The 11,851-nt window shown below is 69.3% G+C and carries 10 protein-coding genes; 9 read left to right on the forward strand and 1 reads right to left on the reverse strand.

Translation table 11 applies throughout. The features are described 5' to 3' along the window. Window positions 1–113: 113 nt before the first annotated feature. From gatC to Mth01_RS14425, 8 genes are all read left to right on the forward strand, one after another. Window positions 114–413 carry an Asp-tRNA(Asn)/Glu-tRNA(Gln) amidotransferase subunit GatC gene (gene gatC / locus Mth01_RS14390; RefSeq protein WP_204016354.1) on the forward strand — a complete coding sequence of 100 codons (300 nt, stop codon included), beginning with the start codon at window positions 114–116 and terminating at the stop codon, window positions 411–413. Then, complete coding sequence (gatA, locus tag Mth01_RS14395; RefSeq protein WP_204016355.1) at window positions 410–1,900, forward strand: Asp-tRNA(Asn)/Glu-tRNA(Gln) amidotransferase subunit GatA; 1,491 nt, start codon at window positions 410–412, stop codon at window positions 1,898–1,900. Before gatC ends, gatA begins: the two co-directional genes overlap by 4 nt. Before the next feature lie 24 nt (window positions 1,901–1,924). Continuing rightward, on the forward strand, window positions 1,925–3,127 hold the full coding sequence (locus Mth01_RS14400) for an AAA family ATPase (protein WP_204016356.1): 1,203 nt from the start codon (window positions 1,925–1,927) through the stop codon (window positions 3,125–3,127). Then, window positions 3,124–3,723: a DUF4276 family protein gene (locus Mth01_RS14405; RefSeq protein ID WP_204016357.1), complete on the forward strand. Its 600-nt coding sequence runs from the start codon at window positions 3,124–3,126 to the stop codon at window positions 3,721–3,723. The genes Mth01_RS14400 and Mth01_RS14405 overlap by 4 nt, the downstream gene beginning before the upstream one ends. Before the next feature lie 79 nt (window positions 3,724–3,802). Beyond that, window positions 3,803–5,098, forward strand: coding sequence for an AAA family ATPase (locus Mth01_RS14410; RefSeq protein WP_204016358.1), 1,296 nt, complete (start codon window positions 3,803–3,805; stop codon window positions 5,096–5,098). Then, the gene (locus Mth01_RS14415) at window positions 5,098–5,748 is read left to right on the forward strand and encodes a DUF4276 family protein (protein WP_204016359.1); all 651 of its coding nucleotides are present in this window, start codon (window positions 5,098–5,100) and stop codon (window positions 5,746–5,748) included. The genes Mth01_RS14410 and Mth01_RS14415 overlap by 1 nt, the downstream gene beginning before the upstream one ends. Then, entirely contained in the window at window positions 5,741–7,249 is a 1,509-nt protein-coding gene (gene gatB / locus Mth01_RS14420) for an Asp-tRNA(Asn)/Glu-tRNA(Gln) amidotransferase subunit GatB (protein WP_239089659.1), read from the forward strand. Before Mth01_RS14415 ends, gatB begins: the two co-directional genes overlap by 8 nt. Window positions 7,250–7,440: 191 nt before the next feature. Further along, a complete protein-coding gene (locus Mth01_RS14425) occupies window positions 7,441–9,540 on the forward strand; it encodes a VanW family protein (protein WP_204016360.1) in 2,100 nt (699 codons plus the stop codon). 17 nt (window positions 9,541–9,557) lie between these two features. Here the strand turns inward: Mth01_RS14425 and Mth01_RS14430 are convergent, their stop codons facing one another. Then, on the reverse strand, window positions 9,558–10,658 hold the full coding sequence (locus Mth01_RS14430) for a PQQ-dependent sugar dehydrogenase (RefSeq protein WP_204016416.1): 1,101 nt from the start codon (window positions 10,656–10,658) through the stop codon (window positions 9,558–9,560). A 155-nt stretch (window positions 10,659–10,813) separates the two neighbouring features. Here Mth01_RS14430 and Mth01_RS14435 point away from each other — a divergent pair, with 155 nt between their 5' ends. After that, entirely contained in the window at window positions 10,814–11,746 is a 933-nt protein-coding gene (locus Mth01_RS14435; RefSeq protein ID WP_204016361.1) for a 2-hydroxyacid dehydrogenase, read from the forward strand. Window positions 11,747–11,851 lie beyond the last annotated feature (105 nt).

Below are 11,851 nucleotides of genomic sequence, written 5' to 3' on the forward strand. Positions count from 1 at the left end.
GTGCCGTACGTCGTGTCGGGCGGGACGCCGGAGCGGACACGTCGGCCCAGGCGAGCCCTAGGATGGGAAGGTCCAAGGTCCATTCTCCATCCATGAAACGGGTTCGACGACTCATGTCCGCCATAACCCGCGATGAGGTCGCTCACCTCGCCCGGCTGTCCCGGTTGGCGCTGGCCGACGACGAGCTCGACCACTTCGCAGCCCAGCTCGACCAGATCGTCGGCGCGGTCGCCCGCGTTTCCGAGGTGGCGGCCGGGGACATCCCGCCGTCCTCGCACGCGCTGCCGCTGACCAATGTGTTCCGTCCCGACGAGGTACGGCCCGGCCTCACGCCCGAGGGGGCGCTGTCCGGTGCGCCCGCCGTCGAGGAGGACCGCTTCCGCGTGCCGCGGATCCTGGGGGAGGAAGCATGAGCCTGATTCACCAGACCGCGGCCGAACTCGGTCGGCTCGTCGCCTCCCGCGAGGCGTCCGCCGTCGAGGTCGCCCAGGCGCACCTCGACCGCATCGCCGCCGTCGACGGTGAGATCAACGCGTTCCTGCACGTCGAAGCGGAGTCGGTGCTCGCCCAGGCTCGCGCCGTCGACGAGCGGCTCGCCCGGGGCGAGCGGCTGGGCCCGCTGGCGGGCGTGCCGGTGGCGCACAAGGACGTGTTCACCACCTCCGACATGCCGACCACGGCCGGTTCGAAGATCCTCGAAGGGTGGCGGCCGCCGTACGACGCGACCGTGACCCGCCGCCTCCGCGAGGCCGGGCTGGTCATCCTGGGCAAGACCAACCTGGACGAGTTCGCGATGGGCTCCTCCACGGAGAACTCGGCCTACGGAGTGACCCGCAACCCGTGGGACAGGTCCCGCATCCCCGGCGGCTCGTCGGGCGGCTCGTCGGCCGCCGTTTCGGCGTACGAGGCGCCGCTGTCGACCGGCACGGACACGGGCGGCTCGATCCGCCAGCCGGCCGCGGTGACGGGCATCGTCGGCATGAAGCCGACCTACGGCGGCTCATCGCGGTACGGCCTGATCGCGTTCGCGTCGTCGCTGGACACGCCCGGGCCGTTCGCGCGCAACGTGCTCGACGCCGCGCTGCTGCAGGAGGCGTTCTCCGGCCACGACCCGCTCGACTCGACGTCGATCGACGCGGCGGTCCCGCCGCTGGTCGAGGCCGCCAGGCAGGCGGACGTGGCCGGTCTGCGGGTCGGCGTGGTCAAGGAGTTCGGCGGCGAGGGCTACCAGGCGGGTGTCCTGGCCCGCTTCCATGAGGCCGTCGAACTGCTGGAGTCCCTCGGCGCCAAGGTCGTCGAGATCTCCTGCCCGTCGTTCGCGTACGCACTGCCGGCGTACTACCTGATCGCGCCGTCCGAGTGCTCGTCCAACCTGGCCCGGTTCGACGCGATGCGCTACGGCCTGCGCGTCGGCGACGACGGCACGCGCAGCGCGGAGGAGGTCATGGCGCTGACCCGGGCGGCCGGATTCGGCCCCGAGGTCAAGCGGCGCATCATGCTCGGCACCTACGCCTTGTCGTCGGGCTACTACGACGCCTACTACGGGCAGGCGCAGAAGGTCCGCACGCTGATCATGCGGGACTTCGAGGCGGCCTTCCACCAGGTCGACGTGCTGGTGTCGCCGACGACGCCGACGACGGCGTTCCCGATCGGGGAGCGGGCCGACGACCCGATGGCCATGTACCTCGCCGACCTGTGCACGATCCCGAGCAACCTGGCCGGCAACGCCGCGATCTCCGTGCCGTGCGGCCTCGCCGACGAGGACGGCCTGCCGGTCGGGCTGCAGATCATGGCCCCGGTGCTGGGCGACGACCGGTGCTACCGGGTCGGCGCCGCCGTGGAGAAGGCGTACGAGAGCCGGTGGGGCGGCCCGCTGCTGGCCAAGGCCCCCGCGCTCTAGCTCCGGAGGGAGGGGAACGGCGGCGTGATCACCCGCATCGAGATCGACGGCTTCAAGTCCTTCCTGGACTTCCAGCTCGACATCCCGCCGTTCCTGCTGATCGTCGGCCGTAACGGGTCGGGAAAGTCGAATCTGTTCGACGCGCTCCGCTTCATGTCCGACGTGGTGCGCAACGGCGTGCAGGATGCCCTGCTGGGACAGCCCAGAGGGGTAGCGCGCGACCTGTTCCACAGAGATGAGACGGGGCAGGTCGCGGACGAGATGCGGATCGTCATCGGTATGATCGCCGCATCTCCCTATGGTCCGCTCGCACTGCGCTGCGGGGTGCGGTTCCGATGGGAGAACGGCGCGCCTACGGCGCGCTATGCAGCGGTCTGGGCGAGCGAACTGGAGAATGTGGGGTGGGTCGACCGCTGGCGCACCGGTGATGCCGTGCGGGAGACACTTCGCAGCTCTCGGGATGCCTATCTCGCCGACGGCAATCCCGACTACGTACCGTTCACAGCCGGCCCGGACTCCCTTCTGCTGTCTCTCCTCAGAGGAGAGTCCGCCACATGGCCGCCGCTTGCGCTCGATCCCGCGGTCATGCGGACGCCGGCGCAGGCTCCGGACCGGCGGCCACTGCAGACGTCTGGCGAAAACCTCGCAGCGGTGCTGCACCGGCTGCTGGGTGAGGACAGGCTGTGGCGGGTCGGAGTCGATCTGGCGGCGATCATTCCGGGTGTGAGCGAGATCGTGAGCGTGTTCGACTCGCGCAGGCAGGAGGCCGATTTCGACGTCGTGTTCCGGGAGGGAGCCCGTACTCCACCTCCGTTGCTCTCCGACGGCACGCTCCGTGCGATCGCCATCCTCACCGCATTGCACGACAAGGACTCGGGTTCCACCCTGGCTATCGAGGAGGTCGAGAACGGCCTGCACCCCAGCAGGATCGGAGAGCTGGTCCGTCGCCTGCGTCGGGAGGTTTCCGATCCCTCTTCCGACGTCTTCGATCCGTTGACACGGCAGGTGCTGCTCACCACCCACTCTCCGGTCCTGCTGTCCGAGTTCCGTACGGACTTCTCTGGTTCAGTGGTGTTCTTCGACCCGGTTCTGAGAGTGAGTCAAGGGAAGGCGCCGTCCACCGTCACGGTCGCTCGTCCAGTAGCGGAATCCGGCGAGAAGGGGACCTACGTTTCCCCACGGCAGGTCCGGCGGGTCCTGTCATACGTGCAGCAGGACACGTTGTGAGCCGTCCACTGGTCCCGGGCCTGATCGCTGAGGGGAGAAGCGACGAACTGTTCTTGGCGCCCCTCATCCAGCGGCAGTTGAGGGCTTTCCTGACGTCCGCATCGCTCAAACACGACGTCGAATTGATGGAGGTCGAGGTCGCCGAGATTCGGACCGTCGCCGATCAGATGCGTGTACGCGAAGAGGTCGAGAGGCTGGCCGATGGGTGCCACATCGTCTTCATCCATCACGATCACAGGGAGCGATCCAAAGCGGACAAGCTGCTGACGCTCGAATGCTGGGACAAGACGGTGCGGCCGGTGGTACTCATACCCAAAATCGAGACCGAGGCGTGGATGCTCGCCGACGCGGAGGCCTTCCGCGAGGTCAGGGGAGCGAATGTGAACGTGCTCCCAACTCCGCCGAAGGCAGTGGAGGGGGTCAAAGATCCCAAGGTCGTGCTCAGGCAGGTGGTAGCCGGCACGGGCATGGAAGACGACGACTGCCGTTCCTCGCTGGCGCGACACATTGATCTGAAGAAACTGGCGGCTGTTCCGGCCTACAGGATGTGGCTGGACGAGACTCAGCAGGCTCTGAAGGGACTTGGTTACCTGTGAGCAGCAGATCTGTCCGGCTCGCTGTCGGGCGCCAAGGCTCCCGCACTCTAGGCGTTCTTCCGAGAGGAGGAACCGCCGCGTGATCACGCGCATCGAGATCGACGGCTTCAAGTCCTTCGTGGACTTCCAGCTCGACATCCCGCCGTTCCTCGCCGTCATCGGCAGAAACGCCAGCGGGAAGTCCAACCTGCTTGACGCGTTGATGTTCGCGGCGGCGGTAGCCCGGGGAGACCGCCTTGTCGACGCGGTCGCCGCGGCCAGGGGGGACGCCGCGTCGCTCTTCCACCGGAGGTCGGACGGAACTCCGGTGGACAGCATGCGCTTCGCGCTGGAGTTCTCGCTCGCCCGGTCAGACCTCGACGCTCGATGCCCGGATGAGGACGCGGGGTACTTTCCGGGCTCCTGGCGTTGGGAGGCGGAGCTGCGCCTCGTGCCTCAGGCAAAGCGTGAGGTGCTCAGGGTCGTAGAGGAGACCTTCCATCCGCTCGGTTCCCCGCGATTCTCGGACAAGGAGCGTTTTCCGCCTCCGGCCACACGTGCGGCCATCAGGACGGGGGATGGCCTCACGATTCCCGAACGAAGCCAGGGTGTGGGCTCGTACGAGGATGACTACCTGGATTGGGTGCCGGGGACGGTCTGTGCCGACGAACTCGAGTCGATGATGGTGCTGCGGCTGGAGCCGACCGAGCTGGCTCGCCCAAGTCCGCTCGGGCACGAGATGGCCATGTCGCCGGAGGGGACCGGGCTGGCCGGCTATCTCCAGGGGGTGCTGGAGGCGACAGCTGACTATGAGTACCCAGAGGGAGTGCTTCCGCTCGTCAAAGCTCGCCTTTCCCGGCTGGTGAGGGAGATCACGGACTTCGATCTCGTCGCCGATGAGCAGCGGGGAGACGTCCGTTTGCGTTTCAGGTCGCGGCACCATACGGGTTTCGAAGCGGACCAGGCGTCCGACGGGACGCTGCGGATCCTCGCGGTGCTCGCGGCGCTGCACGATCCCCGGCGTCGAGGGCTTCTCGCCATTGAGGAGCCCGAGAACGGTGTGTTCCCGGAGAGGCTGCGCGATTTCATGCAGATCCTCCGCGATGAGGTGGGGGACCGGGAGTGGCTGCGGTCGTGGCGGGATTGGGGCGACGAAGCCGGGGCTCAGGTGCTCGTGACCAGCCACTCGCCCGTGCTGCTCGACGTCGTACCTCGGGACGAGATCGTCTTCCTGGAGAGTGTGACGCGTGTCGGGGGCGGCACCGCCTCCAGCGCGGTGACTCGGCCTCGCCGCCTGGCGGCCGTCGGAGAGGCGCCGCGTCGGGACGCCTCCGGTGTTCCGGCGGTGTCCGAGGCGGAGCTGAACCGGTTCCGAGTCGCCGCCGGGGGCATGTGATGCGAGCGTTGAGCTGCGTGCTGGCCAGAGAAGGCGTCTCCGACGCATGGTTCCTCGCGCCGTTGCTTCGCCGTGCCGTCGAGCAGCTGTGCGCGGAGGAGTTCGACGGGATCGTAGAGGTGCTGCCGGTAATGTGCCTCGACGCGGACACGCAGCAGCCCGCGAAGGTGATTGCCGCTGCCGAGGACGTACGCGGAACCTTCGACGTTCTGCTGTTCCACCGCGACGGTGCTCCGTCGGGCAAGTCGGAGGAGGTGGTCCGGCGGATGCGGGACGCGTGGCGGGACCTCGCGGCGGACGAGCCGCTCGTCGCCGTCGTACCGCTGCGCGAGACCGAGGCGTGGGCGCTCGCGGACCTCGACGCCCTGCGCCGGGTGCTGGGCCTGCCCTCTGTGAAGGTGGCGGAGTTCGCCGCCGATTTGCGTGGGACCGTCGAGCAGCTTCAGGATCCGAAGGAAAGACTGGGTCGGCTCATCGGCGCGGCCACGCGAACCGGGAGATCAGACGAGCACACGAAGTTCCTACAGGACTTCCTGGAACGGCTGGCAGAACAGATAGAGATCGGCAGATTGCGAAAGTTGCCAGCTTTCGCCTGCTGGTGGACCGATATGACCAACGCACTGGAGAATCTGGGTTTCCGTTATGGCTGATACAGCGACGCTCATGCCGTACGACGAGGCGCTGGGGCGCTTCGAGCCGGTGCTGGGGCTGGAGACGCACGTCGAGCTGGGCACCGCCTCGAAGATGTTCTGCGGCTGCTCCACGACGTTCGGCGCGCCGCCGAACACGCAGGTCTGCCCGGTGTGCCTCGCGCTGCCCGGCTCGCTGCCGGTGGCCAACGCCGAGGCGATCGAGTCGACGATCCGGATCGGCCTCGCGCTGAACTGCTCGATCGCGACCTGGTGCCGGTTCGCCCGGAAGAACTACTTCTATCCGGACATGCCGAAGAACTACCAGATCAGCCAGTACGACGAGCCGCTGTGCGTCGACGGCTACCTGGACGTCGAGGTGGAGGGGAAGATCGTCCGGGTCGAGATCGAGCGGGTCCACCTGGAGGAGGACACCGGCAAGTCGACCCACGTCGGCGGCGCCACCGGGCGGATCCACGGCGCGGACTACTCGATCGTCGACTACAACCGGGCCGGCATCCCGCTCGTGGAGATCGTCACCAAGCCGATCACGGGCACCGACCGGCTCGCCCCCGAGGTCGCCAAGGCGTACGTCACCGAGCTGCGCGAGGTCATGCGCTCGCTGGGCGTCTCCGACGTCCGGATGGAGCAGGGCTCGCTGCGCTGCGACGTGAACGTCTCGCTGATGCCTCGCGGAGAGGCGGAATGGGGCACCCGCACCGAGACCAAGAACGTCAACTCGCTGCGCAGCGTCGAGCGGGCGGTCCGGGGTGAGATCGAGCGCCAGGCCGCCGTCCTCGCCGAGGGCGGCCGGATCGTCCAGGAGACCCGCCACTTCCACGAGGACACCGGCCAGACGACCTCCGGTCGATCCAAGGAGGAGGCGCAGGACTACCGGTACTTCCCCGAGCCCGATCTGCTGCCGATGGCGCCCGACCCGGAGTGGGTCGCCTCGCTGAAGGCCGCGCTGCCGGAGCTGCCGTCCGTACGGCGTAAGCGCCTCCAGCAGGAGTGGGGCGTGTCCGACCTGGACATGGCCGCCATGCACAACGCCGACGCGATCGACCTGGTCGAGGCGACGGTCGCGGCGGGCGCTCCGGCCGCGGACGCGCGCAAGTGGTGGATGGGCGAGCTGGCCCGGCGGGCCAACGAGTCCGGTACGGCCCTGGCCGACCTGTCGATCACTCCCGCGGACGTGGCGAAGGTGACCGAACTTGTCGCCTCCGGGGCGCTGAACGACAAGCTGGCACGCCAGGTGCTCGAGGGCGTGCTGGCCGGTGAGGGCAGCCCGGACGAGGTCGTCGAGAAGCGCGGCCTACGCATCGTCAGCGACGAGGGCGAGCTGTCGGCGATCATCGACCAGGTGCTGGCGGACAACGCCGACGCGGCGGACAAGGTGCGCGGCGGGAAGATCGCGGCGGTGGGAGCCCTGGTGGGCGGTGTCATGAAGGCCAGCCGCGGCAAGGCCGACGCCGGTCGGGCGCGTGAGCTCATCCTGGAGAAGCTCGGCGTCCAGAGCTGACCCGGAGTTCCCTAAGGGATTGGCCCCGAGTTGTCCCAGGTCGCCCCACCCCCACCGTGATCTTGCGAATTCTCGCAAGATCACGACATGGGTGGGGGTGGTGGCAACGTGGGGGGCTGGTGTGTATCCAGAGGAGGGTGCTTTACGGTTAACTGAAGGAAGTTTTGCCCCGAGCTGGAGGAGACCGAGGCGTGCGGAACGCCGGAGCGTCAATCGATCCGCCGTCGGATCCGTTCGCGGCGGCTGCCCCGCCCGTTCCCGAGCCCGCCCCGCCCGTTCCCGAGCCCGCCCCGCCCGTTCCCGAGCCCGCCCCGGCTTCGTCTGCCGAGCCGGATCCGCCCGTCGGGTCCGTGACCACGCCGCGGGGTGCGGCTTCCGTTCCGTCATCGCCGTCCACGGCCGCGAGGAAGCATCCGGTACGCCCCGGCTCGGCGTCGCTGCCCCGCGGAGTGTCGGCCGACATCTTCGGTGACCGCATGCCGCACCCGGTCACGCCCGGCCGGCCCGACCACCAGAACAGCCTGCCGCCGCCCCCGCCGATCATGGAACCGTGGCCCGTCGCCGACAGGACGGTGCGCGAGGAGCCCCCACCGTCCGTGCTCGACCCTGATTCGGAGCCGAAGAGCGCCCTTTTCCGTTACATCCTGGTCGGCGTGATCGGCCTGCTTCTTCTCGCCTATCTGGTGCCGGCCTTCGTGATGACGGGGCGGGTCCTGCCCGGCACCACCGTCCTCGGCGTCGACATCGGCGGGCAGACCAGGGAGCAGGCGGCCAAGGATCTGCGTGAGCGGCTGTACGCCCAGACCAGAACGCCGATCATCGTACGGCAGGGCACCCGGCGGCTCACCGTCAATCCGCAGGACGCCGGCCTGAGTCTCGACGTGGGGGCCACGCTGGCGCGGGTGGAGACGGGTTTCCCCAGCCCGGTGGAGGTCTGGAACGCGCTGACCAGCGGCCGGGAGATCCGGCCGGTGACCTCGGTTCACCAGCCGACCCTGGCCGCCGCGGTGAACAAGGAGATCGTCTCGGTCGTGGAGAGCCCGGGCCGGGAAGGGGGCGTCGAGTTCCGGGGACTCACCCCGGTTCCCGTGTATCCGAGGGTCGGCTATCGGATCGACCGGGAGACGGTCGCCCGGCAGATCGCGAAGGCCTATCTCGCCCCGGAGGTCACGGTTTCCGTGGTGACCCAGGTGGACCGGCCGAAGATCGCCAGAGCCGAGGTGCGACGCGCGCTGGACTGGGCCAGGCAGGCGGTCGCCGCGCCGCTCACGCTCACCGACGGGGTGACCTCCGTCCAGCTTCCGCCCGCCACGATCGCGGATCACCTCACCTTCGTGCCCGATCACGGCGCCCTGCGCCCGGCGTTCGACGCGCGACGTGCGCTCGCCGGACTGGAACGGCAAGCCGCGGGGCGGTGGTTCATCGATCGGAGGGAGGCGGCCAGGGACGCGACCTTCGTGATCGCCGGCGGCGGGCCGCGACTCGTTCACGCCCGGCCGGGCAAACGCATCGACACCGAGCGGTTGGCCGCCGACGTGATCAGTGCCCTCGACGGCGGCGTCAGCCGCACTGTCCGAGTGACGACGGTCGACGGGCCACCCCTCGTCTCGGACGAGGACGCGTCGAAGAAGGGGATCAAGGAGGAGATCGCCAGGTTCACCGTTCCCAATGCCTGCTGCTCGCCGAGCACCGACAACGTCGGCGCTGCCGCCCGGCTCGTGAACAACCGCCTGGTCGGGCCGGGGGAGACGTTCTCGCTGAACCAGGTCCTCGGCAGGCGGGACGCCGCGTCGGGGTTCGGCGGCGTGGCGAGTGCGACGGTGATCCGCGGGCAGAGTGGAACGGACGTGCCCGGGATCTCCTCGTTCGCCACGGCCATGCTGAACGCCGTGGTACGCGCGGGACTGGAGGTGGTCGACTATGTGCCGCCGGATGTCCATCAGCAGGGGGCTCCAGTCGGTCTGGAGGCCGCTGTCTCCTCCCCGCTGCCGGACCTGAAGTGGCGGAACGACTCGCCCCACGGCGTGCTGGTCCAGGCGTACGTCACCAAACGCGCGTTGCGGATCGTGCTGTGGAGCACCAAACGGTTCGATGTGGAACTCCAGGGACCGGTCATCGGCGCCACCACGCATCTCACTCCCGTCAGCGGAGCGGGCGGCGCCTGCGTTCCCACGCCCGGCAGGGACGGCTTCACCGCTCAGGTGACGCGTGTCCTGCGGCAGAACGGCACGGTTGTGCGCCGGCAGGAGTTCCGGACCGTGTACGAGCCCCGCGCCGAGGTGATCTGCTGAACACGACCTGGCCAGGGTCAGCCCGTTGACCTCGATGGCGGGATGACCAGGATCCGGTCGTCGCCGTCGCGCGGGTCTCCCCGGCCGTCCCGGTTGCTGGTGCTCACCCACAGCGTCCCGTCGGGGGCCGTGGCCACTGCGCGCAGCCTGCCGTACTCCCCGGAGTAGAGGGCGACGGGCCGGCCCGGCCGGCCCGAGCCGTCCAGCGGAACGCGCCACAGCCGCCGTCCGCGCAGGGCCGCTGCCCACAGGGAGCCCTCGGCATAGGCGAGGCCGGACGGGGACGCCTCGTCGGTGGACCAGGTGAGCAGCGGGTCGGTGAACCCGGGCTTGCCGCCCACGCCCTCGACGTCGGGCCAGCCGTAGTCGCGGCCCTTCTCGATCAGGTTGATCTCGTCGTAGGTGTTCTGGCCGAACTCGGTGGCGTACATCCTGCCGTCGCCGTCCCAGGCGAGGCCCTGGACGTTGCGGTGGCCGTACGTCCAGACGAGGCTGCCGAAGGGGTTGCCGGGGGCGGGCCTGCCGTCGAGTGTCATCCGGAGGATCTTGCCGGCGAGCGAGTCCCGGTCCTGGGCCTGCCCCTCGTCGCCGGTCTCACCGGTCGACGCGTAGAGGCAGCCGTCGGGGCCGAAGGCCAGGCGGCCGCCGTTGTGGATGCCCCCCTTCGGGATGCCGGTCACGATCGCCACCGGGTCGGACAGTCCGCGGTCGCCGTAGCGGTACCGGACGATCCGGTTGTCGTCATCAGCCGTGAAATAGAGAAAAATGTAGCGATCAGTGGAGTATGCGGGGGAAACGGCCACCCCGAGGAGGCCGCCCTCCCCACTCGGAGACACGCCTTCGATCACGTCGATCTGCCGCCGCCGGCCCTGCGGGGTCACACGGAACAGCCGCGCCGAGTCCCGCTCGGTCACCAGTGCGTCCCCACCGGGCAGAAACGCGATCGCCCAGGGCACGGAGAGTCCCCTCACCAGCGTGCGCGGCCCGTCGACCGAGGCAGGATCGCTCCCGTCCGCCGACGGCTGCGCGGTCGCCACCCTCGACGCGGGAGGCGCCGATCCGCCGTCCGTCCCCGAGCACGCGGCCAGCGCCGTACTGAGCACGGCGATCACCACCATCGTGATGGCGGTGCGCGGTGCGGTGGCCCGCCTCACCGCATGTTCGGCACCGGTCTCCGCCCTGCCCCTTGCGACCATTGTTCGAACCTCCTCCTCCACCCATACTCGTGACCGGTACGGAAGGTTCCCCGCGGCATTGATCTAAGGTTTGTGCCATGAAGGTCTGGGTTCCCTCGCAGGACATCATGGACGCGCTGGCCGATCTCCCGGAGGGCCTCCCGAGGCTGGACTGCTCGATCTACGACGGTAACGGAACCCTGCCCGGTGCGCCGGAGGAGGTCGAGATCTGGGTGCCGCGGCTCGGCTGGCTGCCCGGAATTCCGGACCTGCTCGGCCGCATGGGCAAGCTGGGCCTCCTGCAGACCGTGACCGCGGGCGTCGAGGCGTACCAGCCGCATCTGCCCGAGCACGCGGTGCTCTGCAACGCCCGGGGCGTACACGACGCGGGCACGGCGGAGTGGGTGGTCGGTGCGATGATCGCCATCCTGCGGGAGTTCCCCGGTTTCGCCCTCGCGCAGCAGCGGTGCGAATGGGACTACCACCACACCGCGGCGCTGGCCGACTCGACCGTGCTCATCGTCGGGTACGGCTCGATCGGTGCGGCGGTGGAGCGGCGCCTGGCCGGGTTCGAGGTGGACGTCATCCGGGTGGCGCGGACCGCCAGGCAGAGCGGGAACGGTGACGTGCACGGCCAGGACGAACTGCCCGGGCTGCTCCCGGCGGCCGACGTGGTCGTGCTGCTGGTGCCCGCCACCCCCGCGACCGCGGGAATGGTGGATGCCGAGTTCCTGGCCGCGATGAAGGACGGCGCGGTCCTGGTGAACGCCGCGCGGGGCTCCGTCGTCGACGCCGACGCGCTGCTGCCGGAGTTGCTCGCCGGGCGGCTGCGGGCCGTCCTCGACGTGACTCCCGAGGAGCCGCTGCCGCCGGAGCATCCGCTGTGGACCGCCCCCGGCGTCTTCATCACCCCGCACGTCGCCGGCAGCACCCCCGCCTCGGCCCGGCGCACCCGGAAACTGGTCAGAGAGCAGATCATCCGCTATCTGACCGGCCGCCCGCTCGCCAACGTGATCACGGGTCAGTACTGATCAGGCACCGAACACGGCATCGGTTCAAAGGATTCCGGAACGTGCCTACCCCGTGACCTTGGGTGCGTAGCGTGAACTCCATCGTGTACGGCTGCTTATCAGATC

Source organism: Sphaerimonospora thailandensis (assembly GCF_016863115.1).
Classification (GTDB): domain Bacteria; phylum Actinomycetota; class Actinomycetes; order Streptosporangiales; family Streptosporangiaceae; genus Sphaerimonospora; species Sphaerimonospora cavernae.

Bases quoted from the DNA above. Each gene is read 5' to 3' on its own strand.
- gatC (WP_204016354.1), top strand. From the start codon at position 114: ATGTCCGCCATAACCCGCGATGAGGTCGCTCACCTCGCCCGGCTGTCC.
- gatA (WP_204016355.1), top strand. From the start codon at position 410: ATGAGCCTGATTCACCAGACCGCGGCCGAACTCGGTCGGCTCGTCGCC.
- Mth01_RS14415 (WP_204016359.1), top strand. From the start codon at position 5,098: ATGCGAGCGTTGAGCTGCGTGCTGGCCAGAGAAGGCGTCTCCGACGCA.
- gatB (WP_239089659.1), top strand. From the start codon at position 5,741: ATGGCTGATACAGCGACGCTCATGCCGTACGACGAGGCGCTGGGGCGC.
- Mth01_RS14430 (WP_204016416.1), bottom strand. From the start codon at position 10,658: ATGGTGGTGATCGCCGTGCTCAGTACGGCGCTGGCCGCGTGCTCGGGG.
- Mth01_RS14435 (WP_204016361.1), top strand. From the start codon at position 10,814: ATGAAGGTCTGGGTTCCCTCGCAGGACATCATGGACGCGCTGGCCGAT.